Annotated in this window: 21 protein-coding genes and 2 pseudogenes; 13 read left to right on the top strand and 10 right to left on the bottom strand. The window is 55.6% G+C overall.

All coding sequences use genetic code 11. The features are described from left to right. Nucleotides 1–957: 957 nt before the first annotated feature. Complete coding sequence (locus AC097P_RS18405; RefSeq protein ID WP_479611881.1) at nucleotides 958–1398, bottom strand: helix-turn-helix domain-containing protein; 441 nt, start codon at nucleotides 1396–1398, stop codon at nucleotides 958–960. Nucleotides 1399–1510: 112 nt separating this feature from the next. Beyond that, nucleotides 1511–1816 carry a helix-turn-helix domain-containing protein gene (locus AC097P_RS18400; RefSeq protein ID WP_479611880.1) on the bottom strand — a complete coding sequence of 102 codons (306 nt, stop codon included), beginning with the start codon at nucleotides 1814–1816 and terminating at the stop codon, nucleotides 1511–1513. A gap of 146 nt (nucleotides 1817–1962) precedes the next feature. Here AC097P_RS18400 and AC097P_RS18395 point away from each other — a divergent pair, with 146 nt between their 5' ends. The 6 genes from AC097P_RS18395 (at nucleotide 1963) to AC097P_RS18370 (ending at nucleotide 7267) form a co-directional block, all read left to right on the top strand. After that, the gene (locus AC097P_RS18395) at nucleotides 1963–2301 is read left to right on the top strand and encodes a hypothetical protein (RefSeq protein WP_479611879.1); all 339 of its coding nucleotides are present in this window, start codon (nucleotides 1963–1965) and stop codon (nucleotides 2299–2301) included. 96 nt (nucleotides 2302–2397) lie between these two features. Next, nucleotides 2398–2964 carry a hypothetical protein gene (locus AC097P_RS18390; protein WP_479611878.1) on the top strand — a complete coding sequence of 189 codons (567 nt, stop codon included), beginning with the start codon at nucleotides 2398–2400 and terminating at the stop codon, nucleotides 2962–2964. Between the two features lie 246 nt (nucleotides 2965–3210). Next, entirely contained in the window at nucleotides 3211–3600 is a 390-nt protein-coding gene (locus tag AC097P_RS18385) for a hypothetical protein (RefSeq protein ID WP_479611877.1), read from the top strand. 74 nt (nucleotides 3601–3674) lie between these two features. Next, a complete protein-coding gene (locus AC097P_RS18380) occupies nucleotides 3675–4325 on the top strand; it encodes an HAD family hydrolase (RefSeq protein WP_479611876.1) in 651 nt (216 codons plus the stop codon). After that, nucleotides 4318–6588, top strand: coding sequence for an AAA family ATPase (locus tag AC097P_RS18375; protein WP_479611875.1), 2271 nt, complete (start codon nucleotides 4318–4320; stop codon nucleotides 6586–6588). Before AC097P_RS18380 ends, AC097P_RS18375 begins: the two co-directional genes overlap by 8 nt. Nucleotides 6589–6943: 355 nt before the next feature. After that, the gene (locus AC097P_RS18370) at nucleotides 6944–7267 is read left to right on the top strand and encodes a hypothetical protein (protein ID WP_479611874.1); all 324 of its coding nucleotides are present in this window, start codon (nucleotides 6944–6946) and stop codon (nucleotides 7265–7267) included. Nucleotides 7268–7622: 355 nt separating this feature from the next. Here AC097P_RS18370 and AC097P_RS18365 read toward each other — a convergent pair whose 3' ends face one another. Together AC097P_RS18365 and AC097P_RS18360 are read right to left on the bottom strand one after the other, a co-directional pair. Next, on the bottom strand, nucleotides 7623–8036 hold the full coding sequence (locus tag AC097P_RS18365; protein ID WP_479611873.1) for a hypothetical protein: 414 nt from the start codon (nucleotides 8034–8036) through the stop codon (nucleotides 7623–7625). A gap of 497 nt (nucleotides 8037–8533) precedes the next feature. Next, a pseudogene (locus tag AC097P_RS18360) lies at nucleotides 8534–8903 on the bottom strand (integrase core domain-containing protein); the annotation flags it as partial. 154 nt (nucleotides 8904–9057) lie between these two features. Between AC097P_RS18360 and AC097P_RS18355 the strand changes: the two are divergent. Beyond that, nucleotides 9058–9357, top strand: a complete 300-nt coding sequence (locus tag AC097P_RS18355; protein WP_479611872.1) for a hypothetical protein — start codon at nucleotides 9058–9060, stop codon at nucleotides 9355–9357. 104 nt (nucleotides 9358–9461) lie between these two features. Here AC097P_RS18355 and istB read toward each other — a convergent pair whose 3' ends face one another. The 3 genes and pseudogenes from istB to AC097P_RS18340 all read right to left on the bottom strand — a co-directional run bounded on the left by istB (nucleotide 9462) and on the right by AC097P_RS18340 (nucleotide 12888). After that, nucleotides 9462–10313, bottom strand: a complete 852-nt coding sequence (gene istB, locus AC097P_RS18350) for an IS21-like element helper ATPase IstB (protein WP_479611871.1) — start codon at nucleotides 10311–10313, stop codon at nucleotides 9462–9464. After that, nucleotides 10310–11833 (bottom strand): annotated as a pseudogene (gene istA / locus AC097P_RS18345) (IS21 family transposase). Before istA ends, istB begins: the two are co-directional and overlap by 4 nt. Before the next feature lie 374 nt (nucleotides 11834–12207). After that, entirely contained in the window at nucleotides 12208–12888 is a 681-nt protein-coding gene (locus AC097P_RS18340; protein ID WP_479611870.1) for a hypothetical protein, read from the bottom strand. Between the two features lie 183 nt (nucleotides 12889–13071). Here AC097P_RS18340 and AC097P_RS18335 point away from each other — a divergent pair, with 183 nt between their 5' ends. Further along, the gene (locus AC097P_RS18335; RefSeq protein WP_479611869.1) at nucleotides 13072–13344 is read left to right on the top strand and encodes a hypothetical protein; all 273 of its coding nucleotides are present in this window, start codon (nucleotides 13072–13074) and stop codon (nucleotides 13342–13344) included. Nucleotides 13345–13651: 307 nt separating this feature from the next. Then, complete coding sequence (locus AC097P_RS18330; protein WP_479611868.1) at nucleotides 13652–14773, top strand: IS1595 family transposase; 1122 nt, start codon at nucleotides 13652–13654, stop codon at nucleotides 14771–14773. 9 nt (nucleotides 14774–14782) lie between these two features. On the opposite strand, the gene AC097P_RS18325 is transcribed toward AC097P_RS18330, so the two are convergent. Together AC097P_RS18325 and AC097P_RS18320 are read right to left on the bottom strand one after the other, a co-directional pair. After that, the gene (locus AC097P_RS18325; protein WP_479611867.1) at nucleotides 14783–15346 is read right to left on the bottom strand and encodes a hypothetical protein; all 564 of its coding nucleotides are present in this window, start codon (nucleotides 15344–15346) and stop codon (nucleotides 14783–14785) included. A gap of 74 nt (nucleotides 15347–15420) precedes the next feature. Then, complete coding sequence (locus AC097P_RS18320) at nucleotides 15421–16461, bottom strand: extracellular solute-binding protein (RefSeq protein WP_479611866.1); 1041 nt, start codon at nucleotides 16459–16461, stop codon at nucleotides 15421–15423. Nucleotides 16462–16556: 95 nt separating this feature from the next. On the opposite strand from AC097P_RS18320, the gene AC097P_RS18315 reads away from it, so the two are divergent. Continuing rightward, nucleotides 16557–17462 (top strand): patatin-like phospholipase family protein, encoded by a 906-nt coding sequence (locus AC097P_RS18315; protein WP_479611865.1) that lies wholly within the window; start codon nucleotides 16557–16559, stop codon nucleotides 17460–17462. Nucleotides 17463–17665: 203 nt separating this feature from the next. Here the strand turns inward: AC097P_RS18315 and AC097P_RS18310 are convergent, their stop codons facing one another. Beyond that, entirely contained in the window at nucleotides 17666–18211 is a 546-nt protein-coding gene (locus tag AC097P_RS18310; protein ID WP_479611864.1) for a phasin family protein, read from the bottom strand. Nucleotides 18212–18475: 264 nt separating this feature from the next. On the opposite strand from AC097P_RS18310, the gene AC097P_RS18305 reads away from it, so the two are divergent. The 3 genes from AC097P_RS18305 to AC097P_RS18295 are packed head-to-tail and all read left to right on the top strand — an operon-like array spanning nucleotide 18476 to nucleotide 20642. Beyond that, nucleotides 18476–18922, top strand: a complete 447-nt coding sequence (locus AC097P_RS18305; RefSeq protein WP_479611863.1) for an acyl-CoA thioesterase — start codon at nucleotides 18476–18478, stop codon at nucleotides 18920–18922. Next, nucleotides 18919–19623, top strand: a complete 705-nt coding sequence (locus AC097P_RS18300; protein WP_479611862.1) for a nitroreductase — start codon at nucleotides 18919–18921, stop codon at nucleotides 19621–19623. The genes AC097P_RS18305 and AC097P_RS18300 overlap by 4 nt, the downstream gene beginning before the upstream one ends. Nucleotides 19624–19634: 11 nt before the next feature. Next, nucleotides 19635–20642 (top strand): 2-hydroxyacid dehydrogenase, encoded by a 1008-nt coding sequence (locus AC097P_RS18295; protein ID WP_479611861.1) that lies wholly within the window; start codon nucleotides 19635–19637, stop codon nucleotides 20640–20642. The last annotated feature ends 36 nt before the right edge of the window (nucleotides 20643–20678 follow it).

Raw genomic sequence — 20678 nt, 5'->3', positions numbered from 1 at the left:
CTACGGGCTGCGTTCTATCAGGACCGCATCCTTCCCTGATCGATACCTCCCATAGACATGGGATACCCCGGAGGCTGCCGAAAGATCGAGCGGTTCCGATTCCCTGGAAGGGGGTAGCATGATGTCATCCATTCGACTTTTCCTTCGGAAGATCAATCAGATGCGATTCAGCATAGTTCTGGTTTGTGGACTTATCACGGTCATGTTGTGTCTAGCTGCGCGGGCACAACTTGCAGTGCTCCCAAGCCCGTCGCGTACGGTTTACAAGTGCGAGCTCCAAGGGAAGGTTGTGTATTCAGACGACCCATGCGTTGGCGCTAAGCGAGTGGATGTTGAGCCGACTAAGGGCCTCAACAAGTTCACTGGGCGAGAGGCTATTGGAAAGGACGTAAGGCGCGAAACGCAATCGGAGCAATTTTCGCAGGCTATACGCCCCATCACTGGCATGAGCCCCGAACGCTTCGAAGTGGAGAAGAGACGTGTTTACCTAGCGCCAGAAACAAAGTCTGAATGTCTTCGACTCGACGCTAGCATCAGTAACCTAGAAGGCCAGGAACCACGTATGCAAGGAGCTGCGAAGGTGGATGTACAGCAACAGCTTTACGTCATGCGAAAGCGTTATCGGGAAATCAAGTGCTAGCAAACTTTAGATTGGCTCTGGCAGCCGAGTGAGTCCTATGGCGCTGGTCCAGTCGCCCGCACATTAAACGGGAACTTGCCTCGCATTCGGTCATTACTCGCCGAGCTCCGTCGATTCGAGGAAGACTGCTATTGCACCCCTCCAGATAATTTGAGTCACCCGTTGTGATCGGCTGCCCGACCCCATTTGCCCAAGCACCTACCGGCAGGATGCTCGGGTGAACGGAGCCGTAAGGTTGGCATGAACGCCATCATCACGCAGGGGCTAAGACAAACCCTGCGCTTTGACCAGCCACTGGAAATGGACTACGGGTTCGATTAAGCCTGCAGCAGGGCGGCAGCTTCGCGTTTGCCCAGCTTCATGGCGACCGCGATCTTCTGCAGCTGTGCTGCGCGTGGCTGCACGGTGCCTGATTCCCATTTGTGCACAGACAGCGAAGACGTAGCAAGCAGCTTGGCCATTTCTGTTTGGGTCAGCCCCAATTTGGCACGGTGTGCGGCCAGGCGCTGGGCACTGAATCGGATTCGGCTGGGTGTTGTGGTGGAATCCTCGGCTGCAGACGGGGCCTTGGCAGCCTTGCCGGATGCACGTTTGACGGACTTGAGCTCCGATGCCAGGGCCTTCAATTGGCGCTTCAAGGCTGCAATCTCTGACCGGTGTACGGTGGAGATTTTGCGCAGTGACTGCAGTTCACCCTTGAGCTCTTTGCGGGCAACGCGCGTGATTTCGGATTTGAGGGATGTGATTAGCGAACTCATGGGGATTTCAACGGCTCTCTTATGTGGTGTCCAACTAATGAATCAGCGTAAGAAGAAGGAGCGCTGCCCGCATGCCGTCCAACTCGACACAGAAAGAAGCCCAAAGTATGCGTCAGGAACCCTTCCGCGGTCGCCTCGGCAGTGGTTTTTCAACTGCCTCCGCTACCGCGTGCTCCAAGAGATACCGCTGTTCAACTCGCCCCATAAAGTCGCCGAGCGGGTATTGCAACCCCTCGGCCAAACGCAACAAGACGCTAATTGTTGGCTGTTTGCTGCCCACCTCAATCAAAGAGATGTAGGGGCGATCTAGCTGGCAGACCCCTGCCAAATCTTCCTGCGTAAAGCCCAACTCCTGGCGCCGAAGTTTGATCTCCGTCGCTAAAGCGCTGATTAGAGGCTGATTCTTACTGGGCCGCATTGGCCCCTACTATTTACGCTATGTATACTTCAGACACGTGTCTATAGACAGCTAAATGGCTGTTTTTGAGATTTTCCTTGGGGCCAAGCGCGATGGAGTGACCGTAACGCCGCTGGAAGATATTTAGCAGAACTGGAAGGGTCGGTATGAAAAAGATATTGATGCTGACGGCAGTTGCCGCCGCGACGCTGTGTGTTTCAGCGTGCAGCCTGCAATCCAAGCCAACGCCAGAAGACGTCGCCGGGGTGGTCGCCAAGCGCTTCCAGAAGCTCGGTATTCGGACCCAGGACTTGAAGGTCTCCGACCTGAACTGTGCCAACGACGGGCCAAAGTGGCGGTGCACATTCACAAACTCCGCCCGGGATCTCAACTTCTCCAAAACCGAGGTGGCCGGCAAAGAGGTCTATAACGATCAACCGTCGATATCACCCAGCGTGCAGCTGACCTTGATCAAAGGCGACCAGGGATGGATGGAGACCCGTTGAAGGGCTGGACCGGCGTCTTGGGGACGCCGAAGTACTCCCTAGGACTGCCAGCCATGCGCCCAATTGAGTTGCGAACACTTCACTACTGGAGACCCAATGGACCTGACCTGCCCTAAATGCAAGAGCGACAACACGCAACGTTTATCCCAGGCCTTTGAAGGAGGCCTGTCCCATATCAACACAACATCCAAAGGCGTCGGCGTCGGTATCGGGCCTGATGGCCTTGGCGTCGGGGTTGGTAGCGCCAAGACATCCGGCATCTCGCAGACGGTCGCTTCCCAGCGCGCCGCGCCGCCTGCCAAAATGACCTACCTCAAACCACTGGTCGGCATCTTCGTGATGGCTCTGGTCGGTGTGCTGATAGCTGGCATCATCTGGCAGCCTTTGGGCTTCTTAGCACAACTGTTCTGGGTCGTGGGTTCCGTCATTTACGTCTACCGACGCCTACCAGTTCAACACAAAGACCTGGCCGGTGCTGTTGAAGAATTGGCAGAACACCTTCCTGTGCAACCGGTGCGACCATGCCTTCCTTGTCAACTGAGCAAGCCCATCTTTCGCCTGCACGATGGTGCTGGAGTAGTCCCTCGCCGAGAGAACCCGTCTTCTGCTTTCGATCGACAAGGACTGCATCGTTACACGTCTGGCACGCGCGCGAATGCCTGATTCGCAACCCACACCAACCTCAAAACTACCTTAGCAATGTGCCGATTCACTGCTTGGCATATGGCCCCTCGGCCTTGAGCTTTCGAGGCAATAGGTGACCGTTTATGGTATCCCTCCTACAAGCTCGGTTTCTCCAGGTGACCATTTGTGGGAAACACCACTTTCGCGGGACTATTGCTCCACACAAGACGCAATCCTGCGTGCTGTGAATTGATGGATTTGACCATCACGCATTTGGAGAGACCTATGAGCGAGCAATCCAAGTCCACCAGCGTTGGGGAAGGCCCATCCGCTACAGAGATAAGTGTTCCAGACGACTTCCCGCGCGATCCATTTCCTGCGTCTCTGTCCGGCACCCAACCTAAATTCTCGGCCCGCTTGATCGACGGCAAATACGTCGTCGGCCTCACGCCAGAGGAACGCGCAGAGCGCTACGCCGGTTGCCTTGATTTAGTCGATCAGCTGACTGCCTACGTGAACAGAAAGACTACCGAGAAGCCCGAGTTCACGCGGGCCGCGATTTTGGACAATGTCGCCAGCCGGATGCCCCATCAAGGTTGGGGTCTGGGTAAAACCGAGCTGGAATGGATGGAGAAGCATCTCCGCGCCCGCTTTCAGTCCGCAGCAGCCGCATGAGTTCAGACAGCCTCCACCGCGCTAGCGACGAAATGTCAAAAGAAAACATCTACTCATCGACCAGGGGAGCACCCATGGAACAACAAAAGATCGCCCTGGACGCTGATGGCGTCCTGCTGGACTACAACCTCGGCTATGCCCAAGCGTGGAAGCAAGCCTTCGGGGTCTATCCCAAAGAAAAAGACCCGGACGCCTACTGGGCCCAGGACCGCTGGGATGTCGAACATTTGGACGGCGCCCGGCTTGAACGTTTCCGGGCCAGCTTTGACGAACGGTTCTGGGAATCCCTGTATGCCTTACCTGGCGCTATAAAGGCTTGCAGAGACTTAAAGTCCGCAGGATATTCATTGGTCTGCGTGACGGCGCTACCCATGCAGTTCACCGTAGCTCGACAACGTAACCTGCTACGACTGGGGTTCCCGATCGAGACGGTTCTTGCGACTGGCAATGAAGCTTTCGGCAAGAGTCCGAAGGCCGTTGTGCTGGACCTCCTGCGACCTGTGGCCTTCGTGGATGACTACTTGCCCTACATGGCGGGAGTGAACCCCGACATCCATCGCGCGTTGATCACGCGTAATCCCAACGGCTCGCCAAACACCGGCGCAGCCTTGCAATCAGTCTCGTCAAAGCACGCCAACCTATGGGAGTTCAGCCAGTGGTGGCTGTCGACTTCACCAATCGACAGACTTCGCCAACAACCTTGCTTGGTACCACCCCATGAATGAGCGCAAAGTCTCAATCCCAAGGCTGTCCGTCTGGCTGGTGCGCCTGATTGCAAGCGACCAGGTGCAAAGACGCATGGTGAATGACCCCATGCTCTTCGCTAGCTGGTACGCCATGGGGTGCGAGTCGCTGGACTGGCCGGATGCTGCCCGATCCATACAGCTGGACCAGCGTGCCAGAAAAATCACCTTGGAACGCGCCCTTCGACTACTGGGTCAGATGAGCCAGGGAAGCCTGGGCGCAGATGCAAGTCTCAAGGAGGTGAGACTGCTGGTGGAAGGCTATGCCTTGCACGACTGGGTGACAGCCAACTGGGCAGAGTTCAGGAATCTGACAGAGCAGCGTGCCGCCCAGCTCGACGCTTCCTTCGAAAATATGCTGATGAACGTCCGGGACCCCGCTACCCTGCGTGTTACCGAACTCTGCAAGATTCTCAACCTCTCTGCAGTCGAAGAGAAGGTGCTGTTCCTGGCCTTCACCTGCGCCATTTGCACTGAGTTCAGTGACTTCCTGAACCGCTTGATGAAAGAGCGCCGCGCCAACCTGGCTCATGCCTGGTGTGCCATGCTGGACTGCTCCGAAGAAGAATTGCGCAAGGCACTTTCGAACGCCGGCATCCTGCGCACCAGCCGAATTCTCCGGGGCCAGGGCAAAGACAACCAACTCCCGAAGGTCTCTGATTTCTGGGTAGACCTCCTGACAGATCCCCTGGAAAGCGTCTTCGACAGCCTGTTGAAACCCATGGCTGTCGCTCCTGGAGCCGGAATACCGGCCCGTATGGCCGCCGAAGACTTCCAACTGGCAGTAGACATCTTGCGCAACGCTGCGGGGAAGGACGCCTACGGCGTCAATCTCTTGCTGTACGGCGCCAATTCCATCGAGAAGCGCTCGCTCGTAGGTGAACTACTGGACAAAGCCCTACTGGTCGGCTACGTGTTTCAGGACTTCGACGAACCCTATGGAGAGTTGCCCTGCATAGCGTTTGTCGCACAGCGCGTCCTGTACGGCCGCTTTGGACCCGCCGCCGTCCTGGTGATTGAGAAACCCGCAAGCGTTCTGCAACGCCGTCCGTCCGAGTTTCTGCGCAACATCCTTGGCATCGAACTCGACAGCAGTCATATTGAACCGTTGGATCAGCTCCTGCTGGATACCAACCCGGCCCCGACCATATGGACCGGTCCCGGATCGGACAGCCTGGTGGACGAATGCGTGGCGCGCTTTGTCTTCCATGCAGCGCTGATGAAGGCAGGCCGTGAGGAGCGGCGCGCCCAGATGGAGAACCTGGTGACCGGCCTCAAACTCTACAAAGCTACCAAGGCAGACATCCTCGCCCTTGAGGACGTCTCTGCCAGGCAAATAGAAGCTGCGGTACGAGCATCCAAACTCAGTGGCGCCACCAGCAAGCGTGACCGAGAAAACGCCATGGTGCGGGCCGTGCGACGCTCCCTGGCAGCCATGCAACGGGACACGCTGCCCAAGTCCAAAGAATGTGTGACCGAATACTCCTTGGAATACATCAACCACGCCGGCAGGTTCGGACCTGCCCAGATTCTGCAGGCACTCACGCTCCGTCCCAAAGGCTCCCTGTGCCTATACGGCCCGCCCGGCACGGGCAAGACGCAGTTTGTGGAGTACCTGGCGCAGCAAATGGGCAAACGCCTGATCAGCAAACGAGCCTCAGATTTGCTGTCCAAATGGTTGGGTGACAACGAACGGAACCTGGCTGCGATGTTCCAGGAAGCCGAGGAGGAGGATGCCATCCTGTTCCTGGACGAGGGGGACAGCTTTCTGCGTGACCGCAGTCTGGCCCACCACTCGTGGGAAGTGACCACTGTCAACGAGTTGCTGCAGGGCATGGAGCGTTTCCCTGGCGTGTTCATCGTTGCGACCAATCTGTTCCGTGGGCTGGACACGGCCGCATTACGCCGGTTCACCTTCAAACTCGAACTCAGGGCTTTGAGCCCTGAACAACGCTGGAGCATGTTCATCAGCGAGGCTGGGATCAAGAAGAACCTATCGGAGTTAGCGAGAACTCAGAAGGACAGCTGGAAGGCGGATCTGTACCAAATGCACCAGCTTGCCGCGGGGGACTTTGCTACGGTCAAAGGGCAGTGCATCTTGCTGGGCGGGACCTTGTCGCCTGATCAGTGGATCGAACAGCTGCAGATCGAATGTGACATCAAGCGAGAGTCGCAGGCGCGAGAAGCCCCGGAGACGTCCTCGCCGCCCGAGAGCGCAAGGACTCCCGTCAAGCTGGTTCATTGAGCAGAGAGGCCGATCATGAGACTCAAACCACTTAGTAGGAAGTCACCTCAGAGTTGGCCTACCAGCATTGATAGACGTTTGCGCGTTGCAGTGCCACCTGCCGCTGTGTCAGGGAAGGTCGGACAACGGGTCTACTGGCTATTCAATTCGAACCACCCAGGTTCGGCTGTTGTTACGGATAGCCCGCGTGGAACGCTGCTCCGTGGCCGCTACTTCTCCACCGTGGTGCAACGCGCGCGCATACGTACACAAAAGCGAGCAAATGCAAGAAGGAACAAGACCGGGTCTTACCTATGGTCAGCTGCATGGTAGATCCAACGGCGGATCGCCCCCTGACCGTTGAGGAAATGAAGCCATGAGCCGAAGCAGAAGAAAAACGCCAATCTATGGCATGACAGGCGCGAAGTCCGAAAAGAGGGACAAGCAGGCTTGGCACTCGCGCATGCGTGCTCGGGTGAGGACGGTCCTGACGGCGACACCCCCAGCGCAGTTGGATGGGTATGTAGCCCCTATTGAAAATGAAGTTGGCAGCGTTTGGGAGATGGCCAAGGATGGAAAACACTACTTCGGTTGGGAGCGGCAGGATGCGGTTGCAACCAGATTCACCAGAAAGGGACAGACGACCATTGAGCGGCAGGCGCTAAAAATCAGGCTGCTCAGGAAGTGGGCAGCAAAGTGACGTCTCAGAGATTGCACGAGCTGACTTCCCAGCCGCGTGAATTTGCACGCATCTGAAAGCACAGGAAATTGCCAATGAATCTTTTGGATGAAATCTGCCTCGCCGTGCGGTATGGCGCTCGCATGTATTTCGCACCGTTGATCGGTGCGTTTAATGGCATCCGTAGAGAGTACCGCCGCATAAATCGGTTGTATGCGCGCGAGCGCCGTGAACTCAGATCTGACGCCCACAAAGTTGGCCCGTGACACGGCCACCAATCTTGATGTTTTGAACTCAGGAGCCTTACCTCCGCCCTCGAAAGAGCAATGTGTTCTACAACGAAGGGTTATGCTTTCAGGGATATGAATTGTCACATCTACAAAGGTCCAACGATTGCTCCCCATGCGAAAGACCCGACCCCGGACAAAGAGGATATTGCTGCAAATACCGTGAGCACTACCAAGAACCAAGTATCCGGAGTATTTTTGTATTCTGCGATTGGCAGCTTCCCATCTCTATCCAACGTCGGAGGAGTGGTAAATGCTGGGGATCGCTGATCATATATTACAAAGACTGTGAGCACGGCGTACGCAATAGCAGCCGATAGGAAGCTCATAAGAAAAGCAAATAGGGAGGCTTTGACTGTCGTGTAGCCGAAGATATACATTGGTTGCGGCGCGATCCTCTCAGCAAGGGCTACAACCGCCGTGATCGCGGCCGCGTTGAAGGTGACCAGATGCTGAAGATAGTCTCTATTGAACTTTACTGCTTCTATTGTAAGTTTTGACATGGAAATCTTCAGATGTAATGGGTTGGCAATTTGCTTTGCGAAACTCAATATTTATCAAGCTGGACTATCAGAATTTCTGCGTGTGGCGCGATGTTAGGCGTCTCTCTCTGATGTCAGCAGCGGTTTCTATTTTAAGTCGTTTGGAGGCCATTGATATTTGACGAGTATGGCTAATGTGAGCATTATCGGATCAGTGTATCGCCGATGGTCTGCTGCTGTAATTGTCAGATTGATTCAAAATACCCAAAGCGATCAACTTGAGATTCCTGGCAATGTTCAGGTTGCCCTGAGAATTTGATCTGCTAAGGGTGTTCCCCCTCAATTGACAGTTTCCGACTTGTTCAACCGCTAAACAAAATCTATCTCGGCTATGCGTAGATCTCAAAGGTCCAAGCCCCGCGGTGGGCTCGTTTTCTGTATCTGTTGCTGCTACTTGGTTAACGGTAGTCCCGACGTCCCCACGTTTTCAGCAGCATCAGGCTTTGGAGTCCGGGGGGTTAATTTAACTGCTTTTGAATGCGTGTCTTGGCGTAGTCAGTCGGGGTCAGTCCTCCAAGGGATCGTTTGGGGTCGTTCCTCGTTGTATTCACGGCGCCAGGCTTTCACGACAACACGGACATGCTGCAAGCTGGTGAACCAATGTTCATTCAGGCATTCGTCGCGGAAACGTCCGTTGAATGATTCGATATAGGCGTTCTGGTTTGGCTTGCCCGGTTCGATCAGAAATAACTGAACGCCCCTGGAATGGACCCAGGTTAGCATCGCGCGACTGCAGAATTCCTTGCCGTTATCAGTCCTGATCGCTTTAGGCAAGCCCCTGGTGCTGGCGAGTTCCTCTAGGATTCGCACCGGCTGGTGCGATGAGACTTACTCATGAGATGAGTTTTAATGATGTACGACATGCAAATCAAAGGCCGAAAAAATGTCGGGATCACGTCGATTCGTCAGAGTATTTCTTGCTTCTCCGGACGAATTGGCCCAAGAACGGAAAATTGCTGATTCAAATTTATGAGATGAACCAATGCCCAAGCGAATCAATATCCAATCCTTGTTGCAGGCCAACGCATCTTTGACTGGTCCGGCCTTCGAAGCCTTCCTTGGCCACTATGGTATCGGGATCAAGAATGCAGAACTCGTGGATCTGTCAGTTCTGGCGGCGGCAATGCGCGAACTAGAAGGGTACAGAATCGCCCAACTCGATAATTTCCATATCGGATACAAAATTCCCCAAATTGGGAAGGAATTTGATCTACTGAGATGTGAATGGCGGCGAATTGGATACCAGTGTGGCGGAGTAAAAGGGCGCCAGTCGGTTGCTTAAAAAGGGCTTTTTGAGCCCGACTTGCTTTGCTACATTTACTTCATTTGCCTGTGCCAGCGTGCGTAGCGTAGCGCAGCACGCTGGCACAGGCAAGTACCCGCCATTTATGCCTCGGTGTTGGCCCCTCCTTCTTGTGTTTTATCCCCGTGGATATTAGGTTCTGACTGTGCCAATGTTGCGCGTTTCTTGGCCCGCTTTTGCGAAGTAGCCAGCCGGTAGCTGTCGCCATTCATCTCCAGAATGTGGACATGGTGAGTCAATCGATCAAGCAGTGCCCCAGTCAGGCGCTCCGATCCAAAGACGCTGGTCCACTCGTCAAACGGCAGATTGCTGGTCAGCATAGTGGATCCACGTTCATAGCGCCTGCTCAGAATTTCAAACAGCAATTCCGAACCCACCGCAGTAAAAGGCACATACCCGAGCTCATCGACAATAAGCAAATCAACCTTGGCGAGGCTTCTTTGCAGCATGCGCAAGCGTCGCTCATCACGGGCCTCCATCAGTTCGTGGACCAGAGCGGCTGCGGTCACAAACAGCACGCTGTAATTCTTCTGACATGCCGCCAGGCCCAACGCCAACGCCGTGTGGGTCTTGCCGGTGCCAGCAGGGCCAAGCGCGATGCAATTCTCCCGCCGCTCAATCCATTCACAGCGTGCCAATTCCAATACCAAGGCCTTGTTCAAGCCGGGGATGGCTTTGAAGTCAAAGGTGTCCAGGCTCTTGGTTTGAGGGAACTTGGCCGCGCGGATACGCCGCTCCATATTGCGGCGATCCCGCTCAATGCGCTCCAGTTCGCACAAGCGCAGTAGATAGCGCGGGTAGTCCGCCTGGTCTCGGGCGCATTCGCTGGCAACCTTCTCGTATTCTCGGGCGAAGGTCGGCAGCTTAAGGGATTTGAGGTAGTGTGCCAGTAGAACCTGTGGCGGTGCTGTGACGTCGTCGATGGCGGTACTCATTGCGACACCCCCATGCCGCAGTGCTGGTTGACTGCCAACAGGCTGAGGTAGTCGCGCGCATCGGTCATTCCCACATTGGGCTGCGGGAAATACGGATAGGCCGAGAGATCGAGCCGTGGCGCACGGCGTTCGACCCTGGCCAGCACCAGATGCTTGACGGCGTCGTAGCTGATGGCATTCAGGCGCATAGCATCCTCGATGGCCAATGTGACCTCCTGCTGCTCAAACGTTTCCAGCAAGCGAAGCACCTGGATGTATTCCTTGCGTCCGCGCTTGGCCATTCGCGCCTCCAGCAATCGGCGTAACTCCTCAAACTCACCTGGCAACTCCCAGTTCAACAACGGCGCCGCCTGGTCCAGCGCGCGGGGCTTGCGCTCCAGCAGTGCCAGGTAGTGCAAGGGGTTGTAGATGAAGTCTTCCTTGGCATAGCTGCGCACATGGCAGGCGATGACTTCTCCAGCACTACCAATCACCACGCGATCGAAGTACCCCCGCACCTGCACTTCATGGTGACCATGGGAGGTGGGCACCGAGTAGTCATTTGACCGGTAGCGCACCAACGACAGGGAATTTGCTCGAGTGCAAACCTTCTCACAAGGGTCAAAGGCAATGTCGGGCAGCGCCATGAACGCGCGCAGGTCAGCCTTTAGGCGATCGCCTATGCTGTCTTTGTGACCGCGCAACACCGCCACCTTGCGCTTCTGGCACGCCGCGCTCAACTGTACGTTGAAATCGTCAATGCTGTGCACCCTTGGCAGCGGCACCATGAAGTTACGCCGGGCATAGCCCACCAGGCCTTCAACCTTGCCTTTGTCATTACCCTTGGCCGGTCGGCCAAAGCGGTCTTCAAAGAGATAGTGGCTTTGCAGTTCACTGAACGCTTTGGTGCGCTTGCGTTTGCCGTCACCCAATATCTTGGCTACCGCGATCTTGGTGTTGTCATACAGAATGGATTTGGGTACCCCACCGAGCCAGGCAAACGCGGCGATATGACCATCCAGGAAGGCATCCGTGGTTTCCGCCGGATACGCCTTGACGAATATGGTGTCAGATTGCGGCAGGTCCATGCAGAAGTAGTGGATCCGGGTCTTGACGCCACCCAGGTAGATATCGGCTTCACCGAAATCCACTTGGGCGTGTCCTGGCGGATGAGCTAAGGGGATGAAGACTTCCTGTTGTCGCAGGCGCTCCTTGGCCACGAACTCCCGCACAACTGTGTAGCCGCCGGCGTACTGGTGTTCGTCGCGCAGGCGCTCAAAAATACGTTGGGCTGTGTGTCGTTGCTTCTTCAGAACGTCCCGGTCGTCCTGCAGGATTTGATGAATGATGCCAACGAAGGCACCAAGTTAGGGCGCTACCGGGCGGTCTTTACGCTGGTAGCCGGGTGGCACCGCGTGATTGACCATCTTGGATACCGTCTTGCGGCTGATGCCGAACTTCTTGGCTGCGGCGCGCTCGCTCCTGGCTTCGACCATGACCGCGCGCCTGACTTTGGCGTATAGGTCCACTTCTGTGTACATCCTCTCTGGCCCTCCGGATCCTTTCAAGGACCACAGGATAGGCCTGGGACTGGCTCCCGATTAAGCCGCCAACTGGCTCCCTTTTACTCCGCCGTTCACAGGTCCGGTGAGCCGGCCGAGGCATTGCCGGGCGGCCCATTGATAGTGGAACTGGTCACCGCTCCTGGAGGGACCTACAGAACCTTGCTTTGCCATATCTATGGCTCTCCCTGCATCAGTATTTGGCGGAGCTTACACGACCCAGCAGTCGTCCGCGGACCAGCCTGGGGTCTGTTTCTCACGTCGAACGCGGTGGGGTCGCTTTCGGGCGCCGGGTTTGTCAAAGCGAAGGAACTCGCATGGCCTCGGGCTTGAGGGTGATTCTGCTACCCATATCAGGGATGCATCGCGTTCCTCATATTAAAGTCGAATGGTGCATCACGATCAGCTAAATATTTCTTGCGCTCAGCCGCAAAGAAATTTGAGCTAGCTTGCGACATTTGCATAGATGCAATGCCGCCAAGATCGTAGGTAGTTGAGTTCAGCCGGTTCAGAATGATTTCCCGCAGTTCACTTAGTGGCTCAACAACCCAAGAATCTTCACTGGCGATTAGTTGATCCAATAGCCAAAGCATTCCCAGTCCCGCTCGGAAATGTACAGAAGGCTGTCCCGCGAGTTCCGCCCGCCGGTATGCGCATGCCATTGCACCGAGTGCCATCGGCGAAACGGGGTCAGTTAGCTCAAACAAGAGGTCGGGCCAGAGTTCTTTCAGGCGCATTGGACTCGACAAGCCTTCATACTGCGGCGATATCAACACGTCTCTAAAGGATGCCGAAAGCAATTCAGCACATTTGATTATTTGACTTGGTAGGTACTCTTGATCTTCCATCAAATACCAAACCGGTGTCAAAAACCAGGTGTTCGATCCTGGCCATATTTTTTCAGTTGTGATCGCCCACAATGAAAGCGGAAGCGGCTCCCATCTCACAAAGCACTTCCGGCGTCCCTTTAAATAGGCAGCCCACAGTCCGCTGGATTCTGACTTTTGGGAACCCAGTAATTCGGCGACATGCAACTCAAAACTCTTGCTATCTCGCTTGCCAACTCTCACGGCGAGTGAGCGCGACCACGTCATCGCTCTCAGCCTATCTAGTCTTGAGGTCCGACGATTTGCCAAAGTAACTATTGATCCCAAAAATTACCATTTTCGTCGCAATGCATTTCTGAGAAATTCGACCAAATTCATGAAAGTCGAAAAATGTCAGGAAATGATCATTCTTCCAGTTTTACGTTGGAGCAACGCCTAGTCGAGAGGTATGGCGAACTGATTGAGTTCGGTGAACTTGTGCAATTGCTCAAGTACAAGAGCAGCTTGGCTTTGAAGCGCGCTATAGCCACCGGTCAAATTGAACTGGAAATCACTCGCCTTGGCAGTAGAAAAGTGGTTCCCACCAGAGATGTCGCCAATCTTTTAGTACAGGCGGGAATTAATCCGCGTCCCGGCAAGGCAGAACCGAAGCCGCTTTACTGATCTGAACCACCACCCTTGGGCCAGAACGGCTCTAAACACAAGAGAGGAACCTATGAGCTAGAAAAATTTTCACCGCGGGAAAGCACAAAGCCCAAGACAGCCGCTTCAACAGCTGTCAAGGGCTTGGATTTTGTGCACAAGAGCTTTTGCGGCTAACTTGATGTCTTCATTATCCTGCTCGCGCAAACCGTTTGTCAACTGCCCATTCCAGGGTTGCTGGATTCGCTTTGCCTTCCCACGACCGCCCGACAGGGGCTACTTCGTCGCCGCGCTACGCGTGGCAGTTTCAATCGAAACCGGGAAACTTATGTCCACTATGTCAGACCGCTTCAAAACGAAGCACTTTTTACAGCACTCGAAAGTTCGTGATTTCACATTATGGGATATATCGACGCTATCCGAGGAAGATTGTTTTTGGAAAATCGTCGAGTTACGATGGGGAAGTCGGGATGATGTTATCTGTCCTGCATGCGCATGTGTCCAGCGTGCATTCGCACGCCTTGAAAGAAAACAACTGCGATGCAGGGACTGTGACCATCACTTCTCTCCATTGGTTAACTCACCTTTTGCAGATCGCAAAATGGATTTCAAGAAGTTGCTGATGTCATTTTCGCTGTTCGTTGCGAGTCCCAAAGGGTTACCGGCACTTCACTTGTCACGACTGTTAGACATGCAAGATAAGACAGCCACCGCCTTGACTGGGAAACTGCGTGAAAGCCTCCTTCGCCAACTCGACACCGAGGTTCTTTCTGGCGTGATAGAAATTGATGGTGGTCATTTTTGCGGCAAACCGAGGAAAGGTCGGCGTAAGGCAAAGGCAAAACCGGAAGAGGTGGCGGCGGCCGTCGTGGCAAGGCTACGGCGTGAACCGGCTCCGGAACGCAAGCCGCGTGGCAAAGCGGAAGTGCGAAATTGGATTCGGCGGCGGGAACTGCGCCGGATTGTGATGGTGGTGAGAGAAATTCATGCGGAAAAGGGAATGGGAGCAGCGCGTACTCGGGTTGTAGTGGCAACGGCCGAAAGCCAAAAAGTTGCCAGCGAACTCACGAAGTTGTTTGTCCAGCCCGGCTCGATCATCATGACTGACGAAAATGCGGCCTACACTCCGCTTGCGGCTTTTTACGACCATCAAGTCGTAGAGCATGCGTTTGAATTCAGCACGCCGGACGGTGTGAATGAAAACCAAGCGGAATGTTTTTTTTCGCGCTTGCGGCGAGCCGAGTACGGGACCTTCCATGGCTTCCGACCGAAGTACTTGCTGGATTACGCTCAAGAGTTTGCTTGGCGAGAGGACACGCGCCGACATACTGAGCTGGAAAAGATTCAGGATCTTCTTACACGGGTATTCAAAGTTGGCAAGTCCACTTGGTGGCGTGGGTATTGGCAAGGGCATCATCGCGAAGGTGAGTATGGCCTCATGCAAGGCTAAGTTTTAAGGTCACGAACTTGGCAACTTCCATCTACCTTCAACAGATGTTCTGGGTAGATGGAGCCTCTCCAGTCGTCCTTCCCAGACTAAGTGTCCCAAGCGTTTTCGTATTCGATACTTGAAGTCAGGAAAGTCTGGATCTAAGTGCGACTTCAGCAGTTTTGTTGCGACAAAAATGGCAATCTCAGTCGTGGATTTCGGGTGTCTGTTTTCCCGACCTAGACACTCAAAAATTAACTTGGTAATACTGCTGTAGTCGGCAATCGCAGGGGTGCTATGCCCTCGTACGACCGGCAGATCTTCCGGATCGATTGGGACTTCGTGTTCACGTAGCAAGAGGTCCGTTGCGCTAACAGCATGTGACATCACCTCCAAGTACTTTTGATGGCCTAATACTGCTGCTTCGTTCTCTTGGACCAACGCTAGATAGGTCAAATGCGCTTTGTCGATCGCAACCATAGCTTGACTGAGCCGCTTTGCTTCAGCCTCAATAGATTTCTCGACATCTCCGGCCAATCGTGTGCGCCGGTTGACAAGCCATTTCAGGGAGGATGGGGTTGATAAAGATCTCATATGCAGGAGCAAGGTTAGTTAAAACCTATGATCCTGACTATGGGCGACTGCTACTGATTGGCGTTATCGAATGCTTATTTGAAACCGACGCGGTCCAGCATTTGCTGCACCTTGACTTGGTTCATGCCCACAACGCTGACGGGGATGGTCTCGCTTTTAAAGCTCCCGCCTGTCATAGCCTGCAGCGCGGGGTTGTTGATCTTCACGCCTTTTGCCGCAGGCCACTCGTTGTTGCCATTAGCAAAATGATCCTGTGCCGACTCACTGGCTAAATACTCCAAAAATTTGACCGCATTGCCAGGGTGCTTGGCGTTTTTAGCCACTGCCCCCCCTGCGATGTTGACATGCGTTCCCCAAGACGCCTGGTTGGGGAATACCACCCCAACACGTTCCATGACTGCCTGATCCTCTGGCTTGGTGGAGCGCATCAAGCGTGCCAAATAGTATGAATTGCTGACGGCAATGGCACATTCGCCGGACGCCACAGCCTTAATTTGGTCTGTGTCGCCGCCCTTGGGGGGACGCGCCAAGTTGGCCACCACGCCCTTGAGCCATTGTTCGGCACCTGCTTCGCCCAGGTGTTCGGTCACTGATCCGAATAGCGACAGGTTGTAGGGGTGGGAACCTGAGCGGATGCATAACTTTCCTGCGTTTTTAGGATCTCCCAATTCTTCGTAGGTATCCACGTCGTCTTTCTTTACCTTGAGTTTGTCGTAAACGATGACGCGCGCGCGGGTAGAAAATCCAAACCATGGTGTCTCGCCGTCGGCATTGGCTTTTGCGCGGTACTGCGCCGGGATAGCGTCGTCTAGCACCTTGGATTTGATGGGTTGGAACAAACCATCTGTTTCGCCGCGCCACAGTCGGCTTGCATCCACTAACAAAATGATGTCGGCAGGTGAGGCGGCACCTTCGGCCTTCAAGCGAGCCAGGATGCCGGCGTCGTCCGAATCCACGCGGTTGAGTTTGATGCCGGTAGCTTTGGTAAAGTTGGCGTACAGCGCTTCGTCCGTCGGGTAGTGGCGTGCTGAATAGATGTTCAGAACCTGCTCCTGCGCCATAACGGTTGTGGAGGCGATGCTGATCAGGCAGGCGAGTGCGATTTGGATTTTCATGTGAAGAACGACGTCCAAAGAAAAATAAGAAAATCTATCATATTCCAAACGCGAATCATTCGCAAAAACACCTGGGCTCTGTGGTCTTTAATTGCATGAAAAATTTCTTGTCTCTATTTGCCGTCGTGGCGCTGCTGGGCTGTGCGTCGGCACCCAAAGAGATCGCCCCGGCGCCAGAAATCCCGGTCGTGCCGCCGCCCGTCGCGGCGGCACCGAAGATACCGCCGCGCATCGGCCTGGCGCTGGGCGGTGGCGCCGCCCGCGGATTTGCGCATGTAGGCGTTATTCAAGTGCTGGAAGAGGCGGGCATCCGACCGTCCATGGTGGCTGGTACGTCCGCGGGCAGTCTGGTCGCTGCCTTCTATGCCAGCGGAAAGACCGGTAAGCAACTGCAGAGCGTGGCCGAAACCATGGAGGAGGCCACCATTGCAGACTGGACGCTCCCTTTGTTTAACCGCGGCATGCTGCGCGGTGATGCGTTGGCGCGCTATGTCAACAGCCAAGTCGGTTCTCGTCTGATAGAAGACATGGCCTTGCCGCTGGGTATTGTTGCGACCGACCTGAACAGTGGCAAGAGCATGCTGTTCCAGCGCGGGGATACCGGCACTGCGGTAAGGGCTTCCAGCGCAGTCCCGGCCGTTTTCCAACCCGTGCGGATTTCCGGACATGAATATGTCGATGGCGGGTTGGTATCACCGGTCCCAGTGCGGGCCGCACGGCAAATGGGGGCGGAGTTGGTGATCGCGGTGGATATCTCCAACCCGCCGGAGGGCAACCTCGCCGGAGGATCGCTGGACATCTTGCTACAGACCTTTTCCATCATGAGCAAGAGCATCAACTACTTCGAGCTCAAGGAAGCCGATGTAGTGGTCCGCCCTGCCTTGCCCGGCATTTCAAGTTCCGACTTCACGTCGCGCAAGAAATCCATAGAAGCCGGGCGCCAGGCCATGCTGCAGTTGCTGCCCCAGCTGCGCGCCGCGATCACCGCCAAGACGCATTAAAAGAAGCAGAACGTAGCGCCAAAAAAAAGGCCCCGTTTTGCAACGAGGCCTTGAAGGGATCCCTGAACCTGAAGGTTTCGAAAGGACCCGAGGAGACAACCGATGGAAACACTTGTGTTTCCGTGAAATCGATTATGTCAGGGTTTTCCCTTGACAGCTAGAGAAGGCGCTCCAATGCAAGCAGTAGGCGCCTTCGCTGGCCATTAACGCTTCTTGGCGGTGGCTTGCTTTGTAGCGCTGGTCGCGGTAGCGGCTACGGCGTTGAAGTTGGCTTCGGCCATTTCAGTGGCTTGCTTCACAGCCTTTTGCACGGATTCCAGTGCGTTGTTGGCAGCAGAAACCGAGCTCTTCATGATGGCCACAGCGGATTCGGAACCAGCAGGTGCGTTCTTGGCGGCGCTGTCGACCAGACCCATGAATTTCTTCTGGGCATCAGCAGCTTGGCCTTCAAAGTTCTTGCCGAATTCGGCCGTGGTGCTGGTCGCGATGTCGTACAGGTGACGGCTGTAAGCAGCGGTCTTTTCAGCCAAAGGCTGGAACAGGCCGGATTGCAGAGCCAACAGTTCTTGTGCGTCTTTCACGCTCAGCAGAGATTGGGTGTGGTCGTTGGCTTCGGCCAGGGCGGCCTTGGATGCAGTCAGGTTCAGTTCGACGATCTTCTCGACGCCTTCAAAAGCCTTGCTGGTCAGGCCAAACAGGGTTTCCATGTTGGCTTTGTGGGAAGTCATCAGTTGTTCAACAGTCATCATGTCAATATCTCCAAGAGGTAAGGTAAAAAATTATTATCTGCTCCGAAACTGCCCTGATGGCTTGTCTATGTTGCAGTGCAGCATGCCATGAATTATAGAGACGCTGACTTGCAATGCAAGTCCTTTTTGCTGCGTTGCAACAATTTAGAACGAATTTTCTAAACTTCGGCCTTTGTCATAGCCCCGTAACGGTGTTTGCAGGGGTTTTTGGGGCTGTCGCAGTACCGACAGCAGCGGCCCCGGCGGGGCTGGCAAAATCAGACGATGCCGAATCCCTCTGCCCCCGTAAAACCCACCCCCGAACCCCGTAGTGCCTACAAGGCGTTCCGGCCCATCAGCACGCGCTGGATGGACAACGACGCTTATGGCCACGTCAACAACGTCGTCTACTACAGCTGGTTTGATACCGCCGTCAACGCCTACCTGATCGAACACGGTGCCCTGGACATTCACGCGGGCGAGACCATCGGGCTGGTCATCGAAACCCATTGCAACTACTTCGCGTCACTGGCGTTTCCGCAGACGGTGCAGGTGGGCATACGGGTGGCGCATCTGGGCACGTCCAGTGTGCGCTACGAGGTCGGCATCTTTGGCGATGCCGAAACCACCGCCGCCAAAGGGCATTTTGTGCACGTCTATGTCGACAAAGAATCCCGCAGACCGGTGCCCCTTCCCGCCCAACTCAAAACAGTTCTGGAGGCCTTGCAATGACAACATCATCATCCACGGCTGTAGACGCGGCTATCACGTCGCGCATGTCGGTGCGGGCCTTCACCGACCAGCCGGTAGACCGGGCCACGATAGAACACATCCTGCAAGTAGCCAGCCGCGCACCGTCCGGCACCAATTGCCAGCCCTGGCGCGTCTACGTGCTGCAGGGCGCCAAGCAGGCCCAACTCGTCGAGCAAGTGTGTGCGGCCCATGATGCGATACGCGCCAACCCGGCCCTGGCTGCGCAATACGTGGAGGAGTACGACTACTACCCGCAGAAATGGGTCAGCCCCTACATCGACCGCCGCCGCGAGAATGGCTGGGGCTTGTATGGCTTGCTGGGCATTGGCAAGGCCGACAAGGACAAGATGCACGCCCAGCACCAGCGCAATTTCAAATTTTTTGATGCGCCGGTGGGCCTGATGTTCACCGTGGACCGTGTATTGGGCCGCGGCTCGTTGGTGGACTATGGCGCCTTCCTGCAAAACATCATGGTCGCGGCGCGCGGCCAAGGCTTGCACACCTGCCCGCAAGCGGCGTGGAATGGCTTTGGGAAGATCATCCTGCCGCACATTGGTGCAGGTCCGGATGAGATGCTGGTCTGCGGCATGGCAATGGGCTATGCCGATGAATCTGCGCCCGTCAACGGCTTCCATACCCCCCGCGTGCCGGCGCAAGATTTCACGACCTGGTTGGAATAGAACGCAACGCCATGACAACTCCCACATCCCGCCTGCGCGTACTCGTAACCTGCGCGGTCTTCCCCGAGGTGATTGAACGCCTATCCGAACACTTCGATGTCGAATCCAATCAGGCTGACGCTACCTGGACGCCCGCCGAACTGGCGCAGCGTTTGCAAGGCAAGACCGGAGCCTTCACGACAGGCTCGGTTGCCATCAATGCTGCGCTGTTGGCCCAATGCCCTGGTCTGAAAATCTGCGCCAACATGGCCGTGGGTTACAACAACTTTGACCTCGATGCCATGAGCGCCGCCGGCGTGCTGGCCAGTAATGCGCCCGATGTGCTGACCGAGACCACGGCCGATTTCGGTTTTGCGCTGATGATGGCCGCCGCCCGCCGCGTGACCGAGAGCGAACACTTTCTGCGGGCCGGCAAATGGACGCACTGGCGCTATGACATGTTTGCTGGTGCCGAGGTGCATGGCTCCACGCTGGGCATCATCGGCATGGGCCGCATAGGCCAAGGCATTGCACGCCGCGGCGCCCTGGGCTTTGGCATGCAGGTGATTTACCACAACCGCAGCCGCCTGGACGCTGCGCTTGAAGCTGAATGCAAGGCCCGCTACGTCAGCAAGCAGGAGCTGCTGCAGACGGCGGACCACGTGGTGCTGGTCGTGCCGTACTCGGCAGAGTCGCACCACACCATAGGCGCAGCCGAGCTGGCGCTGATGAAGCCGACCGCCACGCTTACCAACATTGCCCGTGGCGGCATTGTGGACGACGCCGCACTAGCCGCCGCGCTGCGCGATAAGCGCATTGCCGCTGCGGGACTGGACGTGTACGAGGGGGAGCCCAAAGTCCACCCTGACCTGCTGACCGTACCCAACGTGGTGTTGACGCCCCACATCGCCAGCGCCACGATGGGCACGCGCCGCGCGATGGCAATGCTGGCAGTGGACAATCTGATCGGTTATCTGGTGCACGGCAAGGCGGTCACGCCGTTGAACGCCGACCGGGTTGCGGTGCGTGGCACTGCGTGAGTTCTGAAAGATGCTATGGTTTTGGTAGCGGCTTAC

This window comes from Rhodoferax sp. ZS1R8 (genome assembly GCF_056521325.1).
This window is presented reverse-complemented; position numbering and strand designations above follow the sequence as displayed.

Bases quoted from the DNA above. Each gene is read 5' to 3' on its own strand.
- AC097P_RS18405 (WP_479611881.1), bottom strand. From the start codon at position 1,398: ATGAGTTCGCTAATCACATCCCTCAAATCCGAAATCACGCGCGTTGCC.
- AC097P_RS18400 (WP_479611880.1), bottom strand. From the start codon at position 1,816: ATGCGGCCCAGTAAGAATCAGCCTCTAATCAGCGCTTTAGCGACGGAG.
- AC097P_RS18395 (WP_479611879.1), top strand. From the start codon at position 1,963: ATGAAAAAGATATTGATGCTGACGGCAGTTGCCGCCGCGACGCTGTGT.
- AC097P_RS18390 (WP_479611878.1), top strand. From the start codon at position 2,398: ATGGACCTGACCTGCCCTAAATGCAAGAGCGACAACACGCAACGTTTA.
- AC097P_RS18385 (WP_479611877.1), top strand. From the start codon at position 3,211: ATGAGCGAGCAATCCAAGTCCACCAGCGTTGGGGAAGGCCCATCCGCT.
- AC097P_RS18380 (WP_479611876.1), top strand. From the start codon at position 3,675: ATGGAACAACAAAAGATCGCCCTGGACGCTGATGGCGTCCTGCTGGAC.
- AC097P_RS18375 (WP_479611875.1), top strand. From the start codon at position 4,318: ATGAATGAGCGCAAAGTCTCAATCCCAAGGCTGTCCGTCTGGCTGGTG.
- AC097P_RS18370 (WP_479611874.1), top strand. From the start codon at position 6,944: ATGAGCCGAAGCAGAAGAAAAACGCCAATCTATGGCATGACAGGCGCG.
- AC097P_RS18365 (WP_479611873.1), bottom strand. From the start codon at position 8,036: ATGTCAAAACTTACAATAGAAGCAGTAAAGTTCAATAGAGACTATCTT.
- AC097P_RS18355 (WP_479611872.1), top strand. From the start codon at position 9,058: ATGCCCAAGCGAATCAATATCCAATCCTTGTTGCAGGCCAACGCATCT.
- istB (WP_479611871.1), bottom strand. From the start codon at position 10,313: ATGAGTACCGCCATCGACGACGTCACAGCACCGCCACAGGTTCTACTG.
- AC097P_RS18335 (WP_479611869.1), top strand. From the start codon at position 13,072: ATGTCAGGAAATGATCATTCTTCCAGTTTTACGTTGGAGCAACGCCTA.
- AC097P_RS18330 (WP_479611868.1), top strand. From the start codon at position 13,652: ATGTCCACTATGTCAGACCGCTTCAAAACGAAGCACTTTTTACAGCAC.
- AC097P_RS18325 (WP_479611867.1), bottom strand. From the start codon at position 15,346: ATGAGATCTTTATCAACCCCATCCTCCCTGAAATGGCTTGTCAACCGG.
- AC097P_RS18320 (WP_479611866.1), bottom strand. From the start codon at position 16,461: ATGAAAATCCAAATCGCACTCGCCTGCCTGATCAGCATCGCCTCCACA.
- AC097P_RS18315 (WP_479611865.1), top strand. From the start codon at position 16,557: ATGAAAAATTTCTTGTCTCTATTTGCCGTCGTGGCGCTGCTGGGCTGT.
- AC097P_RS18310 (WP_479611864.1), bottom strand. From the start codon at position 18,211: ATGATGACTGTTGAACAACTGATGACTTCCCACAAAGCCAACATGGAA.
- AC097P_RS18305 (WP_479611863.1), top strand. From the start codon at position 18,476: ATGCCGAATCCCTCTGCCCCCGTAAAACCCACCCCCGAACCCCGTAGT.
- AC097P_RS18300 (WP_479611862.1), top strand. From the start codon at position 18,919: ATGACAACATCATCATCCACGGCTGTAGACGCGGCTATCACGTCGCGC.
- AC097P_RS18295 (WP_479611861.1), top strand. From the start codon at position 19,635: ATGACAACTCCCACATCCCGCCTGCGCGTACTCGTAACCTGCGCGGTC.